Source organism: Lysinibacillus sp. NPDC059133, from assembly GCF_042755925.1.
GTDB lineage: Bacteria > Bacillota > Bacilli > Bacillales_A > Planococcaceae > Lysinibacillus.
Map to the genome: position 1 here is coordinate 79,445 of NZ_JBHZDH010000009.1, position 25,076 is coordinate 104,520.

The window sequence follows — 25,076 nt, forward strand, 5'->3', positions numbered from 1 at the left end:
ACCCCAGTAGAACCGGTAGCCCCAGTCGCCCCAGTAGAGCCGGTAACGCCAGTCACCCCAGTAGAACCGGTAGTCCCAGTAGAGCCGGTAGCGCCAGTAACCCCAGTAGAACCGGTAGCCCCAGTCGCCCCAGTCGCCCCAGTAGAGCCGGTAGCGCCAGTAACCCCAGTAGAACCGGTAGCGCCAGTCGCGCCAGTAGAGCCGGTAACGCCAGTCACCCCAGTAGAACCGGTAGTCCCAGTAGAGCCGGTAGCGCCAGTCACGCCAGTAGATCCAGTAACCCCAGTAGCTCCAGTAACCCCAGTAGAGCCAGTAACCCCAGTAGAGCCAGTAACCCCAGTAGATCCAGTCACCCCAGTCACCCCAGTAGAACCGGTAGCGCCAGTAACCCCAGTAGAACCGGTAGTCCCAGTAGAGCCGGTAGCGCCAGTAGAGCCAGTCGCGCCAGTAACACCGGCAACTCCAGTAGAACCGGTAGCCCCAGTCGCTCCAGTACTTCCTGTTGGGCCAGTTCTTCCAGGTTTAACAGGCCAAACAGGACAGCTTGGAGCACAAGGATTACAACAACACGGGAATGTATTACATTTGCTGCAGATTCTATTTTTAAATTGTCCAAAATGCATTGTTTCACCTCCTCTCTCAAATATCGTATTCATAGAGAGAGAAAGTGAAATAGACAGTTAACTACTTGGTTATTCTAAAACATCAATAGCGATAAAAGTATTTTTCTTCAATGTATAGTTAAAACCTATTACTAGAAATTGAAAATTACTCCAATGCTCCAATGTACTAACTAATCCATTAACATAGAAGAAAATTAAGATTCTTCATTACCCTTATTTAAAATACGATCGAAGTATGTTTTATTGTGCAGTATTTTTCTATCATTTGGTAAAAAGGATCCGGCTAATTCATTATGTGCGTTGGCAGTTTCATATTGTTGTAACCGGTCAAAGAGGACACAAAGTTGTAAGTGGGGCAACCATGTCGTAAAGGTTTTATTTTGAAAAGGAGTGTTAGGATTTTGCTTGATGAGAAGCGCTTGTTCATACCAAAATATTGCTTCATAATTTTTGGCTTGTTCCATGAAATGAAAACCTAGTCTACAACACGCTTCTGGGCGTGGAATATCATATTCAAAGCTTCTTAAAATGGAAGTCAATTTGTTTTCTGTATCATTTATATAAGAATAACAATCCGCTAATTTGAAACAGGCTTGAATATTATCTTCTACCCAGCCTAATTTAGACGTTAAAAACGTTTCATAGTAAAATAGTGCATCTTCATATTGTTCATGATCTAGTAATTCATTGGCGTAATAAAATGTATCTCGTGGAGAGAGAGGTTCTCCTGATTCCACTAATTGCTTATAGATGTTAATATTCCGCATATGATCATGGCTAAGTGGTAAATGACTGACAGCTATTTCACTATCCAAAAGCTTCCCTCCGACTTCTAAATATTCATGTACAGCACCTATCCATTGGAATTGATTATCTCTTCTTACTAAACGATATCTCCTTAATAGAGAATTTACGTTTCCTTCATTATCAAAGCTTAAATTATAATTCATCGAAACAGCATCTATTTCAGGGTTCAAGGATTCTTTGAGTGCTTTAAATTTTTCCTGATCCTCTTCTAATAATACGTCGTCTGCATCTAGCCATAAAATGTACTCCTTTGTTGCTTGCTGAAAGGAAAAATTTCTTGCAGCTGCAAAATGCTGAATCCATTCAAAATCAAAAATACGATCTGTAAACTGTTTAACAATTTGCTTTGTATTGTCGGTAGAGCCTGTATCGATGATATTAATCTCATCGACTACTCCTTTTACAGATGCTAGACATCTACCAATGACATCTTCTTCATTTTTCACTATCATACATAAGCTAATGGACACCATAAAGTGGATTCCTCCTTACCGTAATCTATGTAGTATATGAGTTACTATATTTTTTGGTTTGGATAAATGCTCGTAGATGTAGTATTACATAGTAATAATCGTGAAATTTGCTGGTTTTCTTTGTCATAAATTTACCTTTCAAGTTTCACGCGAATTTCACAATTGTGAAGTATAGTTAAGAAACAGAGGTGATGATGTTGAAAAAATGGGTATTCTTCATTTTTTCTTTAGTACAGCTTATATGGCTAGCAGGGTGTACGGAGAAATCGTTTGATCCTATTGAACGCGATCAGAATTTTATTGCGTCCTTAAATATACAAGAGCCTTCGCTAGATTTTATAGATGGACAAGGGAATGTGATGGCAACATGGTTATTTGAAAAAGCTTACTCAGGGGCAATACTGCTTGATAATGATCGTGTGTTATTGTACGGTCATCAATTAGATGAAATAGACGTCTATACATTATCAACCGGAAAGAAGCTCTATTCCAAAAAAGTACAGCTTGGTACAACGAATGTGTATTATGCTGAAAATAAAAAACAGTTTTTTATTGCGAATAGCAAAACAAATACAGTGACAAGCTTTGATGAGAAGGGCAACGAACTGGCAACACAGAAGCTAGGTAATTATCCTATGTCAATGGCAGCCTATAAAGATAAGCTATATGTGATTAATTATAAAGATACGAAATTATCGGTGTTAAATATAGAAAATCTAAAGGTTGAGCAAGAGTGGCCGATTCAAAAATCATCGCATGGAATAGCCATTCTCGAAGAGACAAATGAACTATGGATAGGTGGTCATGGAGAAGGAAGTAAACCGAATAGCTCTGTTAAAAAATATGATCTTATGACAGGAGTCAAAAAAGGGGAGATCAAAATGCCTTTAATGCCTGTTGGATTAACCAAAACAAAGGATGCTATCCTCGTTGTTAGTCATGGCCATAATAAATTATATGTTGCTGACTTTGATGGGAATGTGAAATGGCAGCAAGAGGTAGGAGCTAATCCATTTGTCGTAAATCAGTTTAAAGATTATATTGTTGTCGCTGGCTATGATGACCATACTTTGTATTTCATAAAAGAAGGTCAGGTGAAAAAAACAGTTGATGTGGGGAAAGGTGCATTTCAACTGTTAGTGAGGGAGGAAAAAATGTGACAACTGTATTAATTGTTGATGATGAGCAAGATATGCGTAATTTAATAGAAATGATGCTCAATAATTCTAAATTTGAGACCTTAACAGCAGCAAGTGGTACCGAAGCCTATGATATTGTTGTACGCGAAAAAATTGATTTAGTTCTACTTGATGTGATGATGCCGCATGAAGATGGCTTTGCGGTTTGTCAAAGTATACGTGCGATGTCGAATATACCAATTATTTTCCTGACAGCACGCGATGCCAATGAGGATAAAGTTAAAGGCCTAACAATTGGAGGAGATGATTATATTGTAAAACCCTTTACAAACGATGAGCTCGTTGCGCGAATTCATGCTGTGTTAAGAAGAAGCGGTACTAATATGGAAGAATTACAGCAAAAATATGTGATGTTTGGACCTATCAAAATAGATGAGACTGCACGTAAGGTATCTGTAGATGGGAAAAGTGTTCCGCTTACGTTAAAGGAATTTGAACTATTACATTTATTTATGAATAACCCTGGAAATGCGTATACAAGGGAACAATTACTAGAACGTATTTGGGATATTGATTATATAGGGGGAACAAGAACCGTTGACACTCATATAAAAACCTTACGTATCAAGCTTGGAAAGGAAGCGGCGGGGCATATTCAAACCGTCTGGGGAGTGGGCTACCGCTTTGATCCTGGCGAATGAAAAAGATTTCAACACGCATTTGGCTATTAATCTTTGCTTTTTTAATTATTACCGTTGTCTTCATGTATGTCCTGACTGATTATTTATATGAACGACTTTATGTAGAAGACACGGAAGAGATGATGGTAGAAGTAGGGACAAAGCTACAAACGATGTATACCGGTAGTAAAGTAACGGATGAATTTATTGCAGATATTGAACATTATACTAATTATTCGAATTTGAATATTTTTGCCGTAAGAAATCCGCGAGAACTAAGTGCCTGTGTGCCGTTTGATATTGATTTCGAAACATTAATTGGTCCAGAAGAGCGACAGCAATTACTTGCAGGTGAATATGTACAAAAAATTGGGTATGAGCCTCGATTTGATAGACAGTTAATTTCTGTAGTACTTCCGCTAGTAGACCAAAATAGGCTTGAAGGGATTATTTATATTTACTTCCCTTTAGCAAAAATTAGTGAGTTAGCGAATAATGAAGTTATTTTTTTATTTGTCAGTGCTTTTATATTTTTGATTGTCATCAGCTATTTAATTTATAAAGGGATCCGTCATATTATGCGACCACTAAGTAATTTGCAAAGAGCTGTTGAGCAAATGTCATACGGAAACTATGGAACACGCGTACCAGTTAAATCGAAAGATGAAATTGGAAGATTATCTAGCACCTTCAATAAAATGGCAGAGGTGATCCAACAAGAGGACGAGGCTCAAAAAACATTTTTAGCAACAGTCTCGCATGAACTAAGGACACCGATTAGCTATGTAAAAGGATATAGTGAAGCGATGCAAAAGGGCATTATTCCAGAAAGTCAAAAAGAGGAAACCATCCAGCTGATTGTACGTGAGGCAAATCGTATGGAACGTTTAACGAATGAATTACTTCAACTTGCTCGTATGGAAAATGAACAAGCAGAAATTACTTTATATCCAATCCCTCTCGCCGAAACATTACGTGAGGTTCAAAAAATATTAACCCATCAGGCAGAGAAGAAGAGCATTGCACTTCATTTAGATGCTGATGATGCATTAATCATCAAAGCTGATGAAGTAAAGCTGAAACAAATTTTTATTAATATTATTGAAAATGCCATTAATTACTCGTATGAGCAGTCAAAGGTTGAAATTACTGCTTTTGAGGACAATGGTAGTGCTCAAATTATCATTAAGGATTATGGCATGGGTATCCCACAAGAAGATTTATCGCATGTAACGGAGCGCTTTTATCGTGTTAACAAAGCGCGGAGCCGAGCAGATGGTGGCAGTGGACTAGGCTTGTCGATTGTTGAACAATTGTTGAAGCAGTTACAGGGCAAGATAGAGATTGAAAGTGAAGTTGAAAAAGGCACAGTTGTAAAAATCACATTACCGTTAATGGAGGAATAAAACATGAAAAAATGGTTATTGGCATTAGTTGCAGTACCTGTATTGTTAGTTGGATGTGGAGAAAAGAAAGAGCAAACAACTTTGAAAGAGCCAGAAGTGCCTCAAATTCCAGAGGTTGAAATTTTAACACCAAAAGAAGTAGCAATCAATGAAACGATTGAACTTGCTGCTCAGGTTGAACAAGGTGGCAAAAAAATTGATGATGCAGTTGTACAATTTGAGGTATGGGAATCAGGTAGACGTGATCAAGGGCAAATGGTTGACGGTAAATTAGAGAAAGATGGCGTTTATAAAGCGACGACTACATTTGACCACGATGGAGTATATTATATGTATGCTCATACGACAGCCAATAATGTTCATAATATGCCGAAGCAACAAATCGTAGCTGGCAGCCCGGATATGACGAAAGTTTTACCAGAGGATGAAAAAGCAAATAACAACAGCATGGATCATAACATGATGGATCACGGTAATGATACTTCTGAGCATAGTGATCATGAAAAAAGTGAAAAAAATCACAATTAAATGCTTGCATTATTTTTAAAATAGGAATATGATAATGACCAGATGACCGAAACGGTTTTCTGGTCATTATCATTTTCGTGTACAAAGGCATGTACATAATAGAACAGGAAAGGATGTTACTAATGGATCGTAGGCAGGAAATTCTTGAAGCAGCTACAAAATCCTTTACATTGTTTGGTTACAAGGCGACAACAATGGAGCAAGTAGCTAAAATTGCGAATGTCGGTAAAGGGACGATTTACACATTCTTTGCGAATAAAGAAATTTTATTTCAAGAGATAGCTATGTCACTTGTACGTGAAATGCAAGCAGAAGCGGATGCAGTGTTGGATGCATCAGCTAGCTTTATGGACAATGCGCACAATGCTTTAATGAAAATGCTACAGTTCCGTGAAAAACATCTTTTATTTGCGAAGTTATTAGAGGAGGAAAAGGAACTACGAACGCCAGTAGTTAAACAAGCATTAGCTCGCATTGAGACTGAAATTTTATCCTACGTTACTGAATTAATTCAAAGACGTATCGTAAAAGGAGAAATTAGAGACTGTGATGCAGAATTAGTAAGCTTTTTGTTGCTAAAGGCGTATCTAGCATTTGTTGTTGATTGGCATGAGCTACATGGCGAAATTATTCCAGAAGAAAAGATACTAAATCTTTTCAAGGAAACAATCTTCCGTGGGCTAATTTTAACTTAATTTAGCTGAGCTAAAAGGTGAATCAATGACAGTCTAGCAGTTTTACCCCCCTGAAAACTTAGTTTTTTTTTTGAATAAAAATGACCGACTTACATTTTCGGTCAAATATTATAGGAGTGAAGAAAACTTATGATTAAAGCTGAGTGGCTGAAAATCTTTAAAACAAGAAAAATGCTTGTTTCAATAATCGCTGTATTATTTATCCCAGTCATGTATGCCGGTATGTTTTTATGGGCATTCTGGGATCCGTATGAAGGCCTTCCGAACTTGCCAGTAGCTGTTGTCAATGAAGATAAGGGCGCTGAAATGGAAGGAGTTAAATTAGATTTAGGGAACGATTTAGTCGATAAGCTTGTCGAGAGTAACGAGTTTAAGTTTATTGACGTTTCCAAAGAAGAAGCTGAAAAAGGCTTACATGGCCGTGATTACTATATGATTCTAGAAATTCCAACAAATTTCTCTGAGCACGCGACTACTTTATTAGATGACAAACCTTCTAAACTAGTTATGAATTATATTCCGAATGAAGGAATGAACTTCCTTGGTGCACAAATTGGTGAAACAGCAATGGACCGTGTACGTGCGGAAGTAAATTCACAAGTTTCAGCAACTTATGCTGAAAAGTTATTTGATTCTATTACAACTCTTGGAGATGGCTTTACAGAGGCTGCTGATGGCTCGAATAAGCTAGATGAAGGTGCTAAAACTTTAGCTGATGGTACAAAGGATTTAAAAGGTTATCTTGAGCAACTAGCATCAAGTACAGTTGAATTATCAAGTGGTGCAGATAAAATTACTAAAGGTGCTGGAGACGCTGCAAAAGGTGCAAATGACTTAACTACTGGCTTAGTAAAATTACAAGACGGTACTGTACAGTTACAAAATGGTGCACAGCAAGCAGCAACAGGAGCAACAACTCTTTCGCAAGGTGTGTCACAATATACACAGGGTGTAGCGCAAGTTCAAACAGGTTTAGCTACGATTAGCGATAAACAAAAACAAATTACTGCAGGCGCAACTTCAATTGCTAATAGTGCAGGTCAATTAAATGGTGCAGCAGGTCAATTAACAGCGGGTTCTGCAAAAGTAGCAGAAGGCATCACTGCTTTATCTAAACAATTAGAAGGCATGATGGGTTCATTGCCTGAAGAACAAGCAGCAGTATTAAAACAAACATTAAATGAGCTACAAGCAGGAAGTACAAGCGTGCATACTGGATTAGGTGCTTTAACTGCTGGTACAAAAGAATTACAAACTGGTGCTAACGGATTAAGTTCTGGTGCATCGCAAATTGCAGCAGGTCAATCACAAGTGTTAGCGGGTGCAAATGCGTTAACATCAAAAAGTGGTGCATTAATCGAAGGAGCAAAAGGTCTTCAAGCTGGTAATGCAACACTTTCTCAAAAATTAGGTGAATTAAATGCTGGTGTTAAGACAGCCGTAACAGGTTCTAAAACATTGGCTTCAGGTTTAAATGAGCTAGCAAGTGGTTCAACAACATTGAATCAAGGTACATCAACACTTGCCTCTAAATCAGGTGAATTAGCAGAAGGTTCTAAAGCGCTTGCTGATGGTTCAACTGAACTTGCAGATGGTACATCAACTTTATCTAGCAAACTAGGTGAAGCAAGTGAAAAAGCAAAAGAAGTTCATGCAAGCAAAGACACATATGATATGGTAGGTAGCCCAGTTGAGGTTGATAAAGAATCTGTAAACCATGTACCTAACTATGGTACAGGTTTCTCACCATACTTTATTTCTCTTGGTTTATTCGTTGGTGCGTTATTAATCTCTATCGTTTTCCCACTTGTGGAACCAGCGATTCGTCCAAAAAATGGAGCAACTTGGTTTGTGAGTAAAGTCTCAGTTTTAGCAATAGTCGGCTTAATTCAAACTATATTAACAGTGGTTATTGTAAAATGGAGCTTAGGCCTTGAAGTAGACAATTTTGGATACTTCTTCCTAACAGCATTATTAACAAGTTATGTTTTCTTAGCTTTAATTCAAATGTTAGTATCTATTTTCGGTGATCCAGGACGCTTCATGGCGATTGTTGTATTAATTTTACAACTTACAACAAGTGCGGGTACATTCCCACTTGAGTTAATCCCATCACCATTACAAGTATTTAATAAACTATTACCAATGACTTATACTGTTTCAGCATTTAAAGCTAGTATTTCAACTGGTGATACATCATACTTAATGCAAAACTACGGAATTCTAGCAGGCTTCCTAGTAGCATTCTTAGCTATTACTTTCGGTTATTTCATGTTACTACACACAAAACGTTACTCAAAAGTAGCCGAAGAAAACTAAAAAAGGAATTTTTACACCCACCGATATTGGTGGGTGTTTTTTTGCGGTTGGATGATTGTCTGGCAAGGGAAGAGATGCTCGGTAGCGGGAAGAACAACTCGGGTAGGTTCGAAAACTAATCAGGTGGCGAGGTAATGTGATCGGGTAGGTTCGAAAACTGATCAGGTACGAGGAAGAACCACTCGGCTTCAATAAAAAAGCTCATATGCAAAAAAAACATACAAAAAACAGCAGCTGATATGAGCGTATCAGCTGCTGTTTTTTAAGTGTAAGAGATTTAATTAAGGGTTCATCAAAATATGATGAAGGGTGTCATTATTAGTACGTGTGGGGCACGTATATGACTATTACAGAATAGGCAAATGCTTATAGGTGGTTACATTTTTCACAAGTGTTGCTGTAGCATTCACTTTGTTCTTCAATTTTTTCACCGCATTCTGTACATTGCTTTGCAGGTAGGTTCTTGAAAAATTCAACTACATTTTCTAACATTGTGGACTCCTCCTTTAAGTTCATCTGTACTATTACTGTTTTGATATTTTATAGTGTATTATAACAGATGCTTTTCGTCAACACAAAATGCCTAATTTACGTTAAAATAAATATGGATATTTTGTGAAGGAGGAAACGTAACTTATGATATTCGTTGATAATAAAGGGATTCATGATCCACGCATTAACCTTGCCATTGAGGAGTATTTATTGAAAACGATGGATGTTGAAAAGGAGCCAGTGCTACTTTTTTACATAAATCAGCCTTCAATCATCATTGGTAAAAATCAAAATACTATCGAAGAGATTAATACAGATTATGTGGAGGACAATGGCATAATCGTTGTACGTCGCCTTTCAGGTGGCGGCGCAGTGTATCATGATTTAGGAAACCTAAACTACAGTTTTATCACTAAAGACGATGGCGACAGCTTTATGAATTATAAAAAGTTCACACAGCCTGTTGTCGATGCACTTGCAAAAATGGGTGTTCATGCGGAGCTTTCAGGCCGCAATGACATTTTAGCGGAAGGACGTAAGGTTTCTGGGAACGCGCAGTTTTCTACAAAGGGCCGTATGTTTAGCCACGGTACGTTAATGTTTGATACAGAAATTGATGCTGTTGTATCTGCATTAAAGGTGAAAAAAGATAAAATTGAATCAAAGGGCATTAAATCGATTCGTTCAAGAGTAGCTAATATTTCTGAGTTCTTAAAGGATAAGATGACAGTCGAAGAATTCCGTCTAGAAATTTTAAAATCCATTTTCGGTGGTGAAGAAAATATTCGCTATTACGAGCTAACAGAGGAAGACTGGGCAAATATCCACAAGCTATCGGCAGAGCGTTATCAAACATGGGAATGGAACTATGGGAAATCACCACGCTTTAATATTCAAAAAACACATCGCTTCCCAACTGGAGGCATTGATATTCGCTTAGAGGTGAATCACGGAATTATCGAAGAAGCACATATTTTTGGTGATTTCTTCGGTGTGGGCGACATGGCAGATGTTGAACAACGATTAGTTGGGACAAACTATGATCGAACTGCAATTGCTAATGCGTTAGCGGATATTGATATACCAACATACTTTGGTGGAATTGCGACAGAAGAGTTTTTACAATTAATTTATTAAGAAAAGCTTAGCTATAAATTGGCAAATGTCCTTATTGAGGGTTCAATATTAAAAGAAGAGGATGACATTTGTTAAACATATGCGATGTTTATATGTTGATTGGAGTGGAGGCTAGGCGACTCCTTGGGGATCAGCGGCTCATCGGACGCCCCCAGGAAGCTCTGCTCTGCGCGAAAGCGAAGCGTCAGCCGGAACGGAAATCAACCTCACTCTTTGATGATAAGCACTACAAATGATTTCTAATAAATAGAATCGTGTTAACTTTTCTACAAAAGGTTCGCTGACAGTTATGTCGGCGGGCCTTTTTTTGATACAATATAAGATAGAAAGGAGTGTTGGTATGGAGAAGCATCGAATATTTATTGTCGAAGATGATGTAAAGATTGCATCATTGCTCGCAGAAACGCTTAGAAAATATCAATACGAAGTTGAAACGATCAAAGAATTTGATCATCTCATTGAAGAATTTACAGCATTTAATCCACACATGGTGTTGCTTGATATAAATTTACCTTCGTACGATGGCTACTATTGGTGTCGCCAACTACGTCAACATACAACGTGTCCAATTATTTTTATTTCCGCTCGTTCTGGGGAAATGGATCAAATTTTTGCGCTAGAAAATGGGGGCGACGATTTCATTACGAAGCCATTTAATTATGAGATTGTGCTGGCTAAAATCCGTAGTCATTTGCGTCGTACATATGGTGAATATGCAACAAGACAAGAAGAACGGACAATTAAACAAGGACAGCTTGTTCTTCATTTAGAAAGAATGGAGCTTCATAAAAATGATTTAGAGATCCCACTTCAGAAAAAAGAATGTATCATTTTAGAACTGTTAATGGGAAATGCTCCAAAAGTAGTGACGCGTGAGCAGCTGTTAGAAGAGCTTTGGGACGATCAGGCATTTGTCGATGAGAATACGTTGAACGTCAATATGACACGAGTGCGCAAAAAGCTAGCTGATTATCAAATTATGTCTTCTATAGAAACGGTACGTGGAGCGGGTTATCGCTTTATTTTAAGTGCGGGTGAGTTATAGTGGGCTGGAAATTATTTTTGCGTGATTACGCATCGTTCATTGTATTCCAATTCTTATTAGTCGGTTTTATTATGGTCTTATATTGGCTGGACGGCTTTCGAAATGTTGATACTGCTATTTACTCCTTCTGTATTAGTTTAGTGTTGTTGGCCTCGTTTTTACTTATCCGTTATTTAATGCGTCAACGTTATTTGATAAAAATATCGCAGCTTCCTAAAACAATGGAGGATGTGTTACAAAAAAATGCTAAAACACCTGAGGCGATACAGGCTGAAAAATATATGCATGAACTATATCGACTATATAAGCATGAACTTCAATCGTTATATGCAGGCCAAAAACGACATGATCAGTTTATGAATCAATGGGTGCATCAGATGAAAACACCAATTGCTGTTATTGAGCTTTTATTACAGGATGAGCGTCCTCTCGATAAAAAGAATGTACAGGAGGAAATTGATCGCTTGCGTAGAGGCTTAGATATGGTGTTGGTGAATGCCCGATTAGAAAATTTTGAAGATGATATGCAAGTAGAACAGGTTGCTTTAAAAACGATCGTTACGGCAACTGTAAATGAAAATAAACGTTTATTTATTACGAAGCGTGTCTTCCCAGAAATTCATATAGAGGATGATATTATCGTAGCAAGTGATTCAAAATGGCTTCACTTTATTATCGGACAATTCGTTACTAATGCGGTTAAATATACGTTTGAGGCAAATAAAAAAATAGTGATATCTGCCATTAAAAAAGATGACCACGTACAATTAGCCATTTGTGATGAAGGTATTGGTATTCCTACTTCTGATCTTTCTCGTGTCACTAAAGCCTTCTTTACTGGTGAGAATGGGCGTAAAACTGGGGAATCCACAGGGATGGGCTTATATTTAGCGAAAGAAATCTGTGGAAAACTCGGTCACGAATTAAACATTACATCAGAGGTAGAGAAAGGAACAATTGTTACAGTGACATTTACGAATTAGGGGGATCGGAAATGATAGAGGTATGTTTAGCAGAGTGGATTTTAAATGTAGAGACTGAGAAAACAGAGGCATTATACGAATCACATAACGAAGTTTGTGAGTGTTTATCCTGCAAAAATTTCCGTAAGGCTAGTCTTTTTCTTAATGAAGAAGTAATGCATTTTTCGAATAAGCTTGGGCTAGACTTATATAAACCAACTTTACTTAATGCTTTTCCTGTAGAAGGGGAACAAGTGATGTACAGTGGACATTATACGATTTGTGGAGAAGTAATTGAAGGTGAAATGGATGCCTGGGATACAATTGTTGGTTCGCATTGCTTTAGTCTAGTGGAGGAGGATGGTAATGAGTCAGCTGAATTTTTAACGGGGCCGCATTTTCAAATTGGCTTTGAAGTAGTATTGCAGTGGCTTTTACCAGAATCTATGGAATTAATGAAGAAATAAGGTGAACAAGATATGCCTATTTTGCAAATAAAAGACGTGACGAAGGTCTATGAAGGAAAAGTAACCCATCGTGCGTTAAATCAACTAAGCTTTGAGGTGGAGGAAGGCGAGTTTTTAGCAGTCATGGGTCCATCAGGAAGTGGAAAAACAACATTATTAAATATTATTTCTACGATTGATGAACCTACGAGTGGAGAAATCATTTTAGATGGCATGAACCCTCATATGCTGAAAGCAACTGAGTTAGCCTACTTTAGAAGAAGACAGCTTGGTTTTATTTTTCAGGATTTTAATCTTTTGCATATGTTAACAGTGGAAGAGAATATTGTGCTGCCATTGACATTAGACCAGCAGCCATTAGAAGTGATGGAGGAGCGTCTTGCAAGCATTGTGGAAAAGCTCGATTTAACGTCATTCTTGCATAAACGCCCAAATGAAATATCAGGTGGACAAGCACAAAGAACAGCCATTGGTCGGGCACTTATCCATAATCCAAGTCTCATTTTAGCAGATGAGCCGACCGGAAATTTGGATTCGAATTCTTCGCGTGATGTACTTGAACTTTTAACAAATATCAATCAGGAAAGACGAACAACGATTGTCATGGTAACACATGATCCAATTGCAGCTAGCTACTGTGATCGTGTGTTATTTATTAAAGATGGAGAATTTTTCAATGAAATTTACAAAGATGACCGTCGTCAAATGTTTTTCCAGCGAATATTAAATGTGTTGAGCTTACTAGGAGGAGGACAAGTAGGTGACCTTTCGACAATTCGCTTACCGTAATGTCGTACGGAATAGCCGTATATACGGTGCCTTTTTCATGGCAAGTTTTTTTTCTGTGGCTGTGTTTTTTATCTATTCAATGCTCATGTTTCATCCGGATATTGAACAAGGGATTTTAGGAGAGGCATCGTTAATTGGGATGGTTGGTGCAGAAATCGTACTCGTCCTTTTCACATTATTCTTTTTATATTATTCGATGAGTGCCTTTTTAGAGGCTAGATCACATGAGTTTGCTATTTTATTACATTTAGGAATGGAAAAACGCCAGATGAATAAGCTTGTCTTTTTGGAGACAATGATTATTGGATCTGGCTCTATTATGGTTGGGATTATATTTGGTTTCTCATTTTCGAAATTCTTTTTCATGATAGTCCGAGAAATTTTACATTTAGATAATTTACCCTTATATGTTTCATGGCAGCCATTTTTACTGACAATTGGTGTCTTTACAAGTGCCTTTGTGGTTATTTCTTTTATTAGTGTGTATTTTACACGTGAAAGAAAATTGCGTGATCTCCTTATGGGAAGTGAGTATTTAAATAGTGTTTCAACCTATTCTAAAACCCGCGCAGTATTTGGTATTGCCTCTATTTTATCAGCATACTTACTAGCATTTATCGTACCGAAAACATCTTTCATTGGTTTAACATTATTAATTCCGTTTTTAGCGACCTTTGGAACGTATTATTTTTTCAGTGATTCTTTACCTTGCTTTTTAGATAAAGCACGGGGGAAACGAAAATTTCATTGGCAACGCTATCGCCTTCTGTCGTTAGCTGAGCAAAGTCATATTATGATGGACAATGTGAAAATGTTTTTTGTAGTCACGATGGTGTCAACAATGGCCTTTTTATCGGTCGGTGTTTTAGCAACGATGTCATCATATACAATACAATATGATCGTTTAAATCCACTAGGGCTTGTCTATAAGGGAGACGTCGACAATCCATATGAGAGAAATCATATCGCCTCTTTACGAATGGAATTAGAGGAAAAGGGCTTGTCCTATCATTTATCTCGCTTTGTTGTGATCAAGCAAACCTCTTCATATACGCACAATGAGGTTGAGGTTTTTAGGGAATCAGACATGAATGTATTGCTTTCTTCCTATAGTTACCCATTACTTGATATGGCTTCAGGAGAGGCAGTGTTTATTCCATATTCGGAAGAGTCCCTAAAAAAACTAAAAAATAAAGTTGTTCATACAGTATTAGAGGAAAATTCTATCCCGATCACCATTGATAGCGTATATCCTAAAATAGTATTCCCAGGGTCAATCGTTAGTGTAAATTCTATAGTGATTAGCGATGAGGATTTTGTAAAGCTCATAAAGCCGATTACCGATAAAAACGTTGAGCAGCCAATCTATCATTTATTTACCTTCTATATCCCTCAGTGGATGGAAACGAAAGATATCGGCAAGGACATAGAAGAGTTAAAAGCATCTCAATATTTTTATAAGAAGAATAGATTTAGCCCATTTTTCTTTGAAAATGCAGGATTAAATTATTCTTATATATTAGCTACTTATTCTTTATTCACATTAGTAGGGGTCTTAGTAGCAACAGTCTTTTTATTAGCAGCAGGTAGCTTCGTTTACTTTAAACTGCATACTTCTCTTGAAAGAGAAAAGCGTAAATTTGATGTCTTAAAGCGAATGGGCTTAACAGATACGGAGCTCAAAAAGCTTGTGAATCGTCATTTATTCCCACAATTTTTCTTGCCATGGGGTGTTGCAATGATGCATAGCCTCTTTGCTTTTCTGATGGTTCAAGGTATTTTAAAGGATATTGCTAATATTTCCATTGTAAAAGAAGTTGTCTTATCTTTTAGCTTTTTTGTTTTAATACAAGTAGTCTATTTTTACTTGATTCGTTGGCGATACATCTCGCATATTCGTTCGTAAACAAGACGTACGAGAGAGAAAAAAATGAATTATTTGACGTAATTTACGACATGAAATAAAAAGTCTCGTTGTCTTTTAGATATATTTCTTATATAATATTACTGAATAATGATTCATTTTATACGATAAAGGGGATGGTGTAATTGAATTTAGTTTCAAGTGTTCGTCAACAAGCATTAGAGCAACCGGAAAAAATTGCGTATCATTTTATGGGGAAAGATACAACGTACGGTGAGTTTGAACACACAGTTGGTCGCTTTGCAAAGGGGTTACAAGATTTAGGGGTAGAAAAAGGGGACCATGTGGCGTTTTTACTCGGCAATACACCACATTATTTAATTGCGTTATATGCAACAATGCGTTTAGGGGCAACGGCAATTCCGATTAATCCAATCTATACACCGGATGAAATTTCGTATATTTTGCATAATGGTGATGTAAAAGCTGTTATTGCACTTGATGCACTTTTTCCGTTAGTAGAAATGGGTGTACATGCATTTCCAAAAGTAAAAACATTTGTTGTTTGTGAAACAACAGAGGATGTTGCTGAAAAAGTAACGACTTTATCCGATGAGGCAAAGGCGAAAATTCATTTATTTTCACAAGTAATTGCTAGTGCATCGGACTCTTGCCAACCAGTAGAAGTAGCTGACGATGATAATGCAATTATTTTATATACTTCAGGAACGACAGGTACTCCAAAGGGTGCAATGCTGACTCATAAAAATATCTATTCAAATGCACGAGATGTAGCACATTATTTAGGCTATAAAGCAGATGATCGTATTATTGCTACGTTACCAGTTTTCCATGTATTTGCGTTAACTGTCGTAGCCAATGCGCCTTTATTGAGTGGAGCAACGGTTTTGCTTGTACCACGTTTTAGTCCAACTGAAATCTTTAAATTAACGAAGGAACAAAAGGCAACAGTCTTCGCGGGTGTGCCAACTATGTATAACTTCTTGTATCAATTACCTGAAAGCAATCCTGAAGATTTCTCAACAATACGTTTAGCGATTTCAGGTGGCGCGTCTTTACCTGTAGCACTATTACATAATTTCGAGAAGAAATTTAATGTGCGTGTTTCAGAGGGCTTTGGCTTATCAGAAGCATCACCAGTAACGTGCTTTAACCCATTGGATCGTGAGCGTAAGGCAGGTTCTATTGGGACATCCATTTCCAATGTTGAAAATAAGGTGGTGGATGTTAATGGTCAAGAAGTGCCGGTTGGCGAAGTAGGGGAGCTAATTGTACGAGGGCCTAACGTTATGAAGGGCTATTATAAATTACCTGAAGAAACAGCGATGGCTATACGTGATGGCTGGTTATACACAGGGGATTTAGCTAAAGTTGACGAAGAAGGGTACTTCTACATCGTTGACCGTAAAAAAGATATGATTATTGTAGGCGGATTTAATGTATACCCAAGAGAGGTTGAAGAAGTACTGTTTGCACATAATAATATCGTTGAAGCGGCAGTTGTAGGTTTCCCAGACCCTAACTTAGGTGAGGCAGTTCATGCATATGTTGTCTTAAAAGATGCAGATGCAACTTCAACAGAAGATCTTCTCGCATACTGTGCAGAACATATGGTGAAATACAAGGTTCCTAAAGTAATTGAGATTCTGGATGAATTACCGAAAAATACGACAGGGAAAATTTTGCGTCGTTCATTAAAAGAAAAAGTATAAGCCAAAAAGCTACTATTGAAAATAGTAGCTTTTTTTATCCCGCATAAATGAACAGTAGATTCACATTTCAAGATTTAAGAGAAGCAATGAATATTAGTTGGAGATCCACTGCCAGTAAAAGCTCGGTTGGTTCGAGGCAACAACTGTTTTCTATGTGGAAGCGAAGCGACAGGGTGTTAGGCCAAACGTTTTCATAGAATGTGAGATTTTTGCTTGTGTTCCTTTAGTGAGGGACGATGAACACCTACGGATTGAATTTTCACTTTAGGTCAATATTACAGTTCATCACCAAGTGGATGACTTTTGTTAAAACGTCTACTATGTAAATAAGTTGAACTTCGTTACGACTGGGCGACTCCTTGGGGATTAGCAATAGAGGAACGAAGGCTAAAACCATCACATCCTGTGATAACGCCTTCGTGACCAACATCCTGTTGCCCCAAGCGGCTCATCGGACGCCCCCAGGAAGCTCTGCTCTGTGCGAAAGCGAAGCGTCAGCAACAAATGTTTTATCTGCGCGAAAGCGAAGCGTCAGCGACAATTGTTTTATCTGTGCGAAAGCGTAGCGACAGCAACAACAAAGCGCCCAGTCGGAACGGAAATCAACCACACGTTTTGGTGATGATTCAATATTACAGCAATGTAAAAAAGTATGGCCACTTATTTAAATAGTTGAGTGTGTATGTCTGTAAGTGATAAAATCAAACTTGTGAAATCTACATACTTTTTAAAGGCTTGTCATATAGTGAGGGAGAAGTAACACTATAGACAGTAAACAAGAATGGAACCCTTTTTAGACTAGCTTCGTCAAAGCCTTTAGAAAATTAAATTGAAAGAGAGCATACGGAAAAATGATAGAACTCATCAAGGAGTTAATTAGTTTTATTATGCATATTGATGTGCATTTAGAGGAGATCATTCGTGAGTTTGGTAATTTGAGTTATTTCGTTCTATTTGCAATTGTTTTTGTTGAAACAGGTGTCGTAATTTTCCCATTCCTACCAGGCGATTCATTGCTTTTTGCAAGTGGTACATTGGCAGCAGCAATGGGCGCGTTTAACATGTGGATATTAATTCCTGTGTTTTTAGCAGCTGCAATTTTAGGGGATACGATGAACTATCATATTGGTCATAAAGTAGGGACATCCATTCCACCAAAGAGCTTCCTTGGTAGAGTCGTTAAAAAAGAACGTATGGAAGCAGCAGAAAAGTTCTTTAATAAACACGGTGGAAAAACGATTGTCATCGCACGTTTTATGCCTTTCATCCGTACATTCATACCCTTTGTTGCAGGGGCTAGTAAGATGAAGTATAGCTATTTCATTATGTATAATGTTGTAGGTGCGGTGTTATGGGTACTCAGCTGTACATTCCTAGGTTATTTCTTTGGTAATATTCCAATTATTAAAAATAACTTCTCAACGGTTCTTATATTAATTATCTTGATTTCAGTTGTACCGGCTGTTATTGGTGCTATTAAATCAAAAACAAGTAGAAAATAAAAAAGGACAGTCTAAAAGTGATAAAAAATCACTGAGGACTGTCCTTGTTTTTTTGCTATCTAAAAAAGACCTTGGGAATCTTCCAAAACTGTACTTCTTGGAATGTCGATAACGATGACATTTGAATAGGAATAGTTCATTGCGTGTTGTTCACGTTCTATCTCACGATTCATATCTAAAATACCTAATGTTGCATTTATACGAAAATAACTTACTTGTTGTCTAGAAAGAGATTCAATAAATAATTGGTTTTCCGCCACGTATACGTTAGGTAACGGTACTTCGTCATCAAGATCAATACCTTCTATAATGACAGGGAATTGATAATAGGTAACAAGAGCTTTTCCAGATTCGATATTGTCATTATAACGCACTCGAATATTAATGTTTGAACCACTGTCACCTTCATTTATAACAACAGGTAATGTATCTCCTTCATATCTTAGCTCCCACGTTTTCTTTTTGTACTCCTCTGATAAATAAGAAGAATCGTCTTCTTGATCGTACTTTTGTATTTGATCTAATTTTTTCTCAAGTTGTTTAATTTCAGAAGGAGAAAGTATTGGTATTTTTGATTCTGAAAAAAAGCTAATATAAATGAAGGCAGTAAGTCCAAGTACGGTATAGCTAGTAATGCCAATTATAATACGCTTAGGGGTCCAAATATTTTTAGCTTTTTTCATTAATTTACTCAGTAGTAGAAAAATAGCAATTACAAGTAGTATTGTAGTAAAAAAGAATAGTGTAGTCGCCGTCATTTGCGAGTCACCTCCGATTTATCAGCAATCCAAATAGTGAGGCTAAAGCATAGTAGAGCCATAAGCAAATTAAGAACACTAATCATAAGATTGGATAACATTATTAATGACCTAAGATTTATAGACTCTGGTGACATAAAAAATAATATAAAGCCAAGCAGCATAAAAGTAGATACAAATATTTTGAACACTGCTGGCCCCTTGAAGCTGGTACCTAATAGTAAGCCGATTGCGCCAAATAAACAGAGGCTACTGAAACATAGTAGTAATATTGATGGTGAAATAAATAGATTTTCTATTACAAAAGATTTTTTTTCCACTAATAAAACTCCGAATACTTGTAAATAGTAAGTCGAAATCATAATGATGACCGCAATAAAACTGTAAATAATCATGACAAATATATTGGCAATGGCACTAGATGTTCGACTAGAAATAACGGATAAGTCATCAATACGATACGCTTTTGTCGTAAAGAGATGTGCTACAATAAATGCCCAAATTGCTGTAACAATAAGAAAGATATCGAGTGAGTAAATAGAGAACTGAACATTTAAGTTTCCTCCTCCGTGACCAGAAGACCCACTCCCTGAGCTAGATGTTAAAATTCCAATAATGATTTGTACAATAAATAAGGAACTAAGGGCAGAAATATATAATTTTGCTTTCCATTTCACCTGTTTTTTTACAATTGTTTTTAATGAAATATTAGTCAAAGATTGCATCAATATCACTTCCTTTTCCACTTGTTAAATATTTACACACTTCACTTGCGGTAAGGGATGATACCGTGATGCCTTTTGTCCGAAGTATTTCTTCTGAGACGAATAGTTTACTAGCATCTACTATTGCTGAGGTCATCCCTGCCACAATCTTTTGAGCGTAAACTTCCGTTTCAGAGAGCAGATCCGCAAGTGCATCACTTGGCCCGCTAAGTGATATAAGCTGTTCTTTAAATTCATCCATTGGCGCGTGGGCAATGACAGAACCATCATCTATTAATAAAATTTCTTCTAAAATAGATTCCATCTCTTGCAAATGGTGACTAGTAATTAAAAATGTCCGTGGAAAGGCAAGGTATTCCTTTAAAATCGCTCTGTAAAAATCTGTTCGAATCACTTCGTCCATGCCATTCATCGGTTCATCTAAAATGGTAATTGCACAGCGACTTACTAATCCGTAAACAAGGTTAAAGGTTGCTAATTGACCCTTAGATAGTTGTTGATGCTTTGCTGTGAGATCTATCCCTGCATAATCGAGCATGCGATAAGCTAACTCATTTTGCCAATTAGGATAAAAATCAGCCCCCATCTTCAGAATATCTTCGAGCGATAAGTAATCAGAGAAACTTAAACGATCATCGATAAAAATCATATTGGCAGCAGTTCGAATATTATTAAAGGGATTTTCATTAAACACTTTGCATGATCCAGTTGTAGGCTTTATATAGCCTGCAAAAATATTAAGTAATGTCGACTTACCAGCACCGTTACGACCAATAATACCGATAATTTTCTCTGCATCAATAGCGCAGGTTACGCGCTGTAGTGCATGATGACGTCCAAAGCTTTTAGATAACTCCTCACATTGAATAATATTCATTCCAATCCCTCCTGTGTTTTTCTTATAAGCACTAGCAATTCTTCATCAGATACATGTAAACGTTTTGCCTCTAATACGATCTCTTGTGCCATTTTCGTTAATGTTTCGTTTCGACGTTTCATCAAAATTCGTTCTTTTGCATCCGTAGCGACAAACATACCTAACCCCCGTTTTTTATATAAAAGTTGCTCTTCAAGTAAAATTGTCAACCCTTTACCGGCTGTAGCAGGATTTATATTGAATAATTCAGCTAACTGATATTGTGAATAGACCTTCTCGTCTGTCTGTAATCGATCGGCAATGATCTCGTGCTGTAGCCATTCAGCAATTTGAATATAAATCGGTGCTGTACCATCTAGATGAACGTGCATCGAAAAACCCCCTCTCATTCCTATGTAACATAGTGCGTTAGTGTTGTAATGTACTATAAATCGAAAATTGGTAAATGTCAATATTAAAAGAGAATATCTTACAAAAATGCTAAGGGAATATTGGAGAAAGGAATAAGTGAGTTTGAAAAAGATATGCCGGAAAAAAGGAATAATATTTTATATGAGTAATTTGGAGTTTTGGTAACGATTTTTTGGAGCTCATCGTCGAAGTTGGGGATGACATATAATGATGATAAGTTGATTGGAGTAAGACAAGGCGACTTCTTGGGGATAGCGTCATTTTGGCTCATCGGACATATTCAGCTGGAACGAAAATCCACCACGCTATGTGGAGATTTCCTTTATTGTAATAATGTTAATTATTGTTAGTCGAATTTTAGACAGTTACTTGAATGATAAGCAGATAGTACTGAAAAATGCTATAATAATGTTACTAAAAAATGGAGAAATGGGGGACAGCGAAATGGAAGTATTTATCGGCAGACAGCCAATTTTTAACCTTCAGGAACAAATCGTTGCATATGAATTATTATATCGCAGCAAAAACGTGAATGCTTTTCCGATGGTCGATTCAGATGCTGCCACAATTGATGTACTAGTAAACTCATTTCTTTTAATTGGCATTGAAGAGGTAGCAAAAGGAAAACCTAGTTTTGTTAATTTTACAGAAAACTTGCTAATGAGTCCTTTAAATGAATACATAAATCCATCGCAAGTTGTTATTGAGATTTTAGAGGATGTCCCTATCACACCTCAGTTAGTCGAGAAAGTCATTGAGCTGAAATCATATGGATTTAAAATGGCATTAGATGATTTTATTTTAGATGATAAGGTACAAGTTTATGATGAGTTATTTCCTAATATCGATTATATAAAAGTTGACTTTTTATTGTCACCATTACTTGAGCGAATGGAAATTGAAAATAAAGTGAAAGAAAATTTCCCTCACATAAAATTGCTTGCTGAGAAGGTTGAGACACGTAATCAATTTGAAGTGGCGAAGAATTCTGGCTATGAATTGTTTCAAGGCTATTTTTTTGAACAACCTCAAATAATTTCAGCAACCGATATACCTGCTAATGCGATTCAATATTTATATATTATTACGCTGTTAAAAGAAGAGGAACCTAATATACAGTTATTAGCAGATAATATTGAGCGTGATATTTCATTAACGTATAAATTATTGCATATGGTGAATAATTCAGAGATGCGTTCTAAATCCAAGGTTCGTTCGATAAAACAAGCGATTATATTACTCGGAGTTCCAAATTTACGAAAGTGGATTTATTTATTGGCGATGCGAGAAATTGATAGGAATGCTGATAATGATATTTTTAAAGAAGTCATGCGTACATCTTTATTTAGAGCAAAAGTTTGTGAGAAATTAGCCAAGCTTTCCTATAAGAAAAACTTCTCTGAATATTTTTTAGTTGGAATGTTTTCATTAATAGACACTATGTTGCAAAGACCGCTGAATGTTATTTTACAGCAGCTACCTTTTTCAGAAGACATTATAGCAACGCTTTTAGGTAATCGAACTGAAATGACACCTTATCTGGAATTCAGTATTGCGTTAGGCAAGTTAGATTGGTCTACGTTAGAAAAATTAGCTCCTCAGCTCAATATTGATTTAGCCAATATTGATCTTTTATACAATGAAGCCATGGAGTGGGCAGAAAAATCTTTATAAAAACAAAGATTAATTCGAAAATCTGTTCTTGTAAAAAAAGGTCCTGTAGTGGAATTTGCAGTTAAGTATATATTTTAGTGAAAAGTCGAAAATAAGTTATCTTAAAATTCTTTTTAAGGTAGCTTATTTTTTTATTAAATTAATAAGCTTGCCATTAATATAGTTGATTGGAGTGGAGACTGGGCGACTCCTAGGGGATCAGCAATAGAGGAACGAAGGCTAAAAGCATCACGTCCTGTGATAACGCCTTCGTGACTAACATCGTGTTAGCCCGACGCCCCCAGGAAGCTTTGCTCAGTGCGAAAGCGAAGCGTCAGCAACAACAAAGCGCCCAGTCGGAACGGAGATCAACCACACGCTATGGTGATGAACTAAATTATAAAAATACATATTCCCTTCATCAAGACGAAGTTCTCAATGCGAAAACTATTTGCTATAATCATTCCGTATTTAAAAAATTCTGATAGTTGAAGCGGGCGTGGGGGAAATGAATCAAATTCATGATGTAAGGGAAAGCATTGTGGAATATGTGTACGTCATAGTTGGAGCGGCAATTATTGCCATTGGCTTTAATGTATTTTTACTGCCAAATCAAGTAGCTTCTGGCGGAGTAAGTGGGATTAGTACAATTTTACACGGTTTATTTGGATGGAATCCTGGTTTTATACAATATGCATTTAATATTCCATTATTTATAGCAGGTATATTATTACTTGGAAAAAAGTTTGGAATAAAATCGTTTATTGGAACAGTGACATTACCGTTCATTGTATTACGAACGAACAGTTGGGGGCCTTGGACAGATAATCCTTTACTCGGTGCACTATTTGGGGGGATTGTGGTTGGTTCAGGAATAGGACTAGTTTTTAAGGGGAATGCTTCTACTGGTGGCACTGATTTACTAGCGCAAATTATTACGAAGTATACCGGAATAACGCTTGGTACAAGTGTACTTTTAATTGATGGGATTATCGCCATTAGTGCAGCAATTGTTTTTGACTTAGAGAAAGGTTTGTATGCCCTGATTGGACTTTATGTCACGACGAAAACGATTGATATTATTCAGCTCGGCTTTAGTCAGTCTAAAATGGTTTACATTATTACGATGAAACAAGATGAGGTACGTGATGCCATTTATGCCGAGATCAATCGAGGCGTAACAAAGTTGCCTGCAATAGGTGGCTATACAGGGGAAGAGCGACCAGTTCTGATGGTTGTTGTTTACCAAACAGAATTCACAAAGCTGAAACAACTCATTAAAAACGTTGACCCATCAGCGTTTGTGATCGTTTCTAATGCGTATGAGGTGTTAGGAGAAGGTTTCAAACGTGCATAATTTTGGTATAATGTCGGGGAAAGATACTTATTTACTTTGAGGAGGGGCCCTAATGAAAAAGGCAATGTTAACATTAGCGATTGGTTCAGCAATTTTCTTAGCTGCTTGTGGTGGAGGTAAAACGGCAACAAATGAAGGTACAAAAACAACTACTCCAAATGGCGAAACAATTGCTATGAAATCTTGTATTTCTTGCCATGGCGGTGAGCTACAAGGCCAAGGAAATGCACCAAAAATTAGTGATATAGGCTCTCGTTTAACAGAGGCGGAAATTTTAGATGTTATTAAAAATGGTAAAAATGGAATGCCTCCAAATGTTGTTAAAGGCGCAGATGCAGAAGCCGTTGCTAAATGGTTGGCAACTCAAAAATAAAACGATCATGAAACTAGCGGGCTGGAGAACCGCTAGTTTTTTATATTTTGCAGAATTTTTTAGTCAGATAGACAGAGTGTAAATATATTTCTTTTATACTTAGACATGCTAAAATAAAGTGAAACTGCAATCAGTAAAACTGATTGCTAGTTGAACCAATCGGGTGTTTACAGCCAGTTAAATGTCACGACTAGTGGGAATTTTACTGACTGTTAACGCGGATAAACATATTCAATTCCTTTGAATGGAGGCTATTAAACA

Annotated in this window: 23 protein-coding genes and 1 pseudogene; 17 read left to right on the forward strand and 7 right to left on the reverse strand. The window is 37.1% G+C overall.

From position 1 onward, the window contains the following. Together ACFXN8_RS07330 and ACFXN8_RS07335 are read right to left on the reverse strand one after the other, a co-directional pair. Nucleotides 1-623, reverse strand: a pseudogene (locus ACFXN8_RS07330) (collagen-like protein); the annotation flags it as partial. A gap of 194 nt (nucleotides 624-817) precedes the next feature. Continuing rightward, nucleotides 818-1,903: a glycosyltransferase gene (locus ACFXN8_RS07335; RefSeq protein ID WP_386843997.1), complete on the reverse strand. Its 1,086-nt coding sequence runs from the start codon at nucleotides 1,901-1,903 to the stop codon at nucleotides 818-820. A gap of 194 nt (nucleotides 1,904-2,097) precedes the next feature. Between ACFXN8_RS07335 and ACFXN8_RS07340 the strand changes: the two genes are divergently transcribed. From ACFXN8_RS07340 to ACFXN8_RS07365, 6 genes are all read left to right on the forward strand, one after another. Then, nucleotides 2,098-3,063 carry a YncE family protein gene (locus ACFXN8_RS07340; protein ID WP_386844071.1) on the forward strand — a complete coding sequence of 322 codons (966 nt, stop codon included), beginning with the start codon at nucleotides 2,098-2,100 and terminating at the stop codon, nucleotides 3,061-3,063. Next, nucleotides 3,060-3,743, forward strand: a complete 684-nt coding sequence (locus ACFXN8_RS07345; protein WP_376075445.1) for a response regulator transcription factor — start codon at nucleotides 3,060-3,062, stop codon at nucleotides 3,741-3,743. The genes ACFXN8_RS07340 and ACFXN8_RS07345 overlap by 4 nt, the downstream gene beginning before the upstream one ends. Beyond that, the gene (locus ACFXN8_RS07350; protein WP_386844000.1) at nucleotides 3,740-5,128 is read left to right on the forward strand and encodes a sensor histidine kinase; all 1,389 of its coding nucleotides are present in this window, start codon (nucleotides 3,740-3,742) and stop codon (nucleotides 5,126-5,128) included. Before ACFXN8_RS07345 ends, ACFXN8_RS07350 begins: the two co-directional genes overlap by 4 nt. Before the next feature lie 3 nt (nucleotides 5,129-5,131). Further along, a complete protein-coding gene (locus ACFXN8_RS07355) occupies nucleotides 5,132-5,656 on the forward strand; it encodes a FixH family protein (protein WP_386844002.1) in 525 nt (174 codons plus the stop codon). 122 nt (nucleotides 5,657-5,778) lie between these two features. Further along, nucleotides 5,779-6,351: a TetR/AcrR family transcriptional regulator gene (locus tag ACFXN8_RS07360; RefSeq protein WP_376075440.1), complete on the forward strand. Its 573-nt coding sequence runs from the start codon at nucleotides 5,779-5,781 to the stop codon at nucleotides 6,349-6,351. 129 nt (nucleotides 6,352-6,480) lie between these two features. After that, complete coding sequence (locus ACFXN8_RS07365; RefSeq protein WP_386844004.1) at nucleotides 6,481-8,670, forward strand: YhgE/Pip family protein; 2,190 nt, start codon at nucleotides 6,481-6,483, stop codon at nucleotides 8,668-8,670. A gap of 366 nt (nucleotides 8,671-9,036) precedes the next feature. Here the strand turns inward: ACFXN8_RS07365 and yhfH are convergent, their stop codons facing one another. Beyond that, entirely contained in the window at nucleotides 9,037-9,162 is a 126-nt protein-coding gene (gene yhfH / locus ACFXN8_RS07370; protein WP_012292204.1) for a protein YhfH, read from the reverse strand. A gap of 144 nt (nucleotides 9,163-9,306) precedes the next feature. Between yhfH and lplA the strand changes: the two genes are divergently transcribed. The 8 genes from lplA to ACFXN8_RS07410 all read left to right on the forward strand — a co-directional run bounded on the left by lplA (nucleotide 9,307) and on the right by ACFXN8_RS07410 (nucleotide 18,661). After that, the gene (gene lplA / locus ACFXN8_RS07375) at nucleotides 9,307-10,299 is read left to right on the forward strand and encodes a lipoate--protein ligase (RefSeq protein WP_386844006.1); all 993 of its coding nucleotides are present in this window, start codon (nucleotides 9,307-9,309) and stop codon (nucleotides 10,297-10,299) included. A 340-nt stretch (nucleotides 10,300-10,639) separates the two neighbouring features. After that, nucleotides 10,640-11,344, forward strand: a complete 705-nt coding sequence (locus ACFXN8_RS07380) for a response regulator transcription factor (protein WP_376075434.1) — start codon at nucleotides 10,640-10,642, stop codon at nucleotides 11,342-11,344. Then, the gene (locus ACFXN8_RS07385) at nucleotides 11,344-12,327 is read left to right on the forward strand and encodes a sensor histidine kinase (protein ID WP_376075432.1); all 984 of its coding nucleotides are present in this window, start codon (nucleotides 11,344-11,346) and stop codon (nucleotides 12,325-12,327) included. The genes ACFXN8_RS07380 and ACFXN8_RS07385 overlap by 1 nt, the downstream gene beginning before the upstream one ends. A gap of 11 nt (nucleotides 12,328-12,338) precedes the next feature. Continuing rightward, nucleotides 12,339-12,773 (forward strand): hypothetical protein, encoded by a 435-nt coding sequence (locus tag ACFXN8_RS07390; protein ID WP_386844009.1) that lies wholly within the window; start codon nucleotides 12,339-12,341, stop codon nucleotides 12,771-12,773. Nucleotides 12,774-12,785: 12 nt separating this feature from the next. Next, nucleotides 12,786-13,562, forward strand: a complete 777-nt coding sequence (locus ACFXN8_RS07395) for an ABC transporter ATP-binding protein (protein WP_376075428.1) — start codon at nucleotides 12,786-12,788, stop codon at nucleotides 13,560-13,562. Beyond that, nucleotides 13,534-15,468 (forward strand): FtsX-like permease family protein, encoded by a 1,935-nt coding sequence (locus ACFXN8_RS07400; RefSeq protein ID WP_386844011.1) that lies wholly within the window; start codon nucleotides 13,534-13,536, stop codon nucleotides 15,466-15,468. The genes ACFXN8_RS07395 and ACFXN8_RS07400 overlap by 29 nt, the downstream gene beginning before the upstream one ends. Before the next feature lie 143 nt (nucleotides 15,469-15,611). Next, nucleotides 15,612-17,159, forward strand: coding sequence for a fatty acid--CoA ligase family protein (locus tag ACFXN8_RS07405; RefSeq protein WP_386844013.1), 1,548 nt, complete (start codon nucleotides 15,612-15,614; stop codon nucleotides 17,157-17,159). An 854-nt stretch (nucleotides 17,160-18,013) separates the two neighbouring features. Continuing rightward, a complete protein-coding gene (locus ACFXN8_RS07410) occupies nucleotides 18,014-18,661 on the forward strand; it encodes a VTT domain-containing protein (protein WP_376075501.1) in 648 nt (215 codons plus the stop codon). A 59-nt stretch (nucleotides 18,662-18,720) separates the two neighbouring features. On the opposite strand, the gene ACFXN8_RS07415 is transcribed toward ACFXN8_RS07410, so the two are convergent. From ACFXN8_RS07415 to ACFXN8_RS07430, 4 genes are read right to left on the reverse strand one after another with little or no spacing between them, the layout of a single operon-like run. Next, complete coding sequence (locus ACFXN8_RS07415; protein WP_386844015.1) at nucleotides 18,721-19,419, reverse strand: hypothetical protein; 699 nt, start codon at nucleotides 19,417-19,419, stop codon at nucleotides 18,721-18,723. Beyond that, entirely contained in the window at nucleotides 19,416-20,144 is a 729-nt protein-coding gene (locus tag ACFXN8_RS07420) for a hypothetical protein (protein ID WP_386844017.1), read from the reverse strand. The genes ACFXN8_RS07415 and ACFXN8_RS07420 overlap by 4 nt, the downstream gene beginning before the upstream one ends. Then, nucleotides 20,128-21,021: an ATP-binding cassette domain-containing protein gene (locus ACFXN8_RS07425; RefSeq protein WP_386844019.1), complete on the reverse strand. Its 894-nt coding sequence runs from the start codon at nucleotides 21,019-21,021 to the stop codon at nucleotides 20,128-20,130. The genes ACFXN8_RS07420 and ACFXN8_RS07425 overlap by 17 nt, the downstream gene beginning before the upstream one ends. Then, the gene (locus ACFXN8_RS07430; RefSeq protein WP_376075419.1) at nucleotides 21,018-21,392 is read right to left on the reverse strand and encodes a GntR family transcriptional regulator; all 375 of its coding nucleotides are present in this window, start codon (nucleotides 21,390-21,392) and stop codon (nucleotides 21,018-21,020) included. The genes ACFXN8_RS07425 and ACFXN8_RS07430 overlap by 4 nt, the downstream gene beginning before the upstream one ends. A gap of 484 nt (nucleotides 21,393-21,876) precedes the next feature. Here ACFXN8_RS07430 and ACFXN8_RS07435 point away from each other — a divergent pair, with 484 nt between their 5' ends. The 3 genes from ACFXN8_RS07435 to cccB all read left to right on the forward strand — a co-directional run bounded on the left by ACFXN8_RS07435 (nucleotide 21,877) and on the right by cccB (nucleotide 24,815). Then, nucleotides 21,877-23,106 (forward strand): EAL and HDOD domain-containing protein, encoded by a 1,230-nt coding sequence (locus ACFXN8_RS07435; protein WP_386844021.1) that lies wholly within the window; start codon nucleotides 21,877-21,879, stop codon nucleotides 23,104-23,106. A gap of 487 nt (nucleotides 23,107-23,593) precedes the next feature. Continuing rightward, entirely contained in the window at nucleotides 23,594-24,442 is an 849-nt protein-coding gene (locus ACFXN8_RS07440; RefSeq protein WP_386844023.1) for a YitT family protein, read from the forward strand. Between the two features lie 52 nt (nucleotides 24,443-24,494). Beyond that, a complete protein-coding gene (cccB, locus tag ACFXN8_RS07445) occupies nucleotides 24,495-24,815 on the forward strand; it encodes a cytochrome c551 (protein WP_376075413.1) in 321 nt (106 codons plus the stop codon). Nucleotides 24,816-25,076 lie beyond the last annotated feature (261 nt).

What these genes read in the sequence shown, in the direction of transcription:
- ACFXN8_RS07355 (WP_386844002.1), top strand. Translation starts at nt 5,132, where the DNA reads ATGAAAAAATGGTTATTGGCATTAGTTGCAGTACCTGTATTGTTAGTT.
- ACFXN8_RS07335 (WP_386843997.1), bottom strand. Translation starts at nt 1,903, where the DNA reads ATGGTGTCCATTAGCTTATGTATGATAGTGAAAAATGAAGAAGATGTC.
- ACFXN8_RS07380 (WP_376075434.1), top strand. Translation starts at nt 10,640, where the DNA reads ATGGAGAAGCATCGAATATTTATTGTCGAAGATGATGTAAAGATTGCA.
- cccB (WP_376075413.1), top strand. Translation starts at nt 24,495, where the DNA reads ATGAAAAAGGCAATGTTAACATTAGCGATTGGTTCAGCAATTTTCTTA.
- lplA (WP_386844006.1), top strand. Translation starts at nt 9,307, where the DNA reads ATGATATTCGTTGATAATAAAGGGATTCATGATCCACGCATTAACCTT.
- ACFXN8_RS07390 (WP_386844009.1), top strand. Translation starts at nt 12,339, where the DNA reads ATGATAGAGGTATGTTTAGCAGAGTGGATTTTAAATGTAGAGACTGAG.
- ACFXN8_RS07350 (WP_386844000.1), top strand. Translation starts at nt 3,740, where the DNA reads ATGAAAAAGATTTCAACACGCATTTGGCTATTAATCTTTGCTTTTTTA.
- ACFXN8_RS07360 (WP_376075440.1), top strand. Translation starts at nt 5,779, where the DNA reads ATGGATCGTAGGCAGGAAATTCTTGAAGCAGCTACAAAATCCTTTACA.
- ACFXN8_RS07395 (WP_376075428.1), top strand. Translation starts at nt 12,786, where the DNA reads ATGCCTATTTTGCAAATAAAAGACGTGACGAAGGTCTATGAAGGAAAA.
- ACFXN8_RS07430 (WP_376075419.1), bottom strand. Translation starts at nt 21,392, where the DNA reads ATGCACGTTCATCTAGATGGTACAGCACCGATTTATATTCAAATTGCT.
- ACFXN8_RS07440 (WP_386844023.1), top strand. Translation starts at nt 23,594, where the DNA reads ATGAATCAAATTCATGATGTAAGGGAAAGCATTGTGGAATATGTGTAC.
- ACFXN8_RS07415 (WP_386844015.1), bottom strand. Translation starts at nt 19,419, where the DNA reads ATGACGGCGACTACACTATTCTTTTTTACTACAATACTACTTGTAATT.
- ACFXN8_RS07425 (WP_386844019.1), bottom strand. Translation starts at nt 21,021, where the DNA reads ATGAATATTATTCAATGTGAGGAGTTATCTAAAAGCTTTGGACGTCAT.
- ACFXN8_RS07435 (WP_386844021.1), top strand. Translation starts at nt 21,877, where the DNA reads ATGGAAGTATTTATCGGCAGACAGCCAATTTTTAACCTTCAGGAACAA.
- ACFXN8_RS07420 (WP_386844017.1), bottom strand. Translation starts at nt 20,144, where the DNA reads ATGCAATCTTTGACTAATATTTCATTAAAAACAATTGTAAAAAAACAG.
- yhfH (WP_012292204.1), bottom strand. Translation starts at nt 9,162, where the DNA reads ATGTTAGAAAATGTAGTTGAATTTTTCAAGAACCTACCTGCAAAGCAA.
- ACFXN8_RS07340 (WP_386844071.1), top strand. Translation starts at nt 2,098, where the DNA reads ATGTTGAAAAAATGGGTATTCTTCATTTTTTCTTTAGTACAGCTTATA.
- ACFXN8_RS07365 (WP_386844004.1), top strand. Translation starts at nt 6,481, where the DNA reads ATGATTAAAGCTGAGTGGCTGAAAATCTTTAAAACAAGAAAAATGCTT.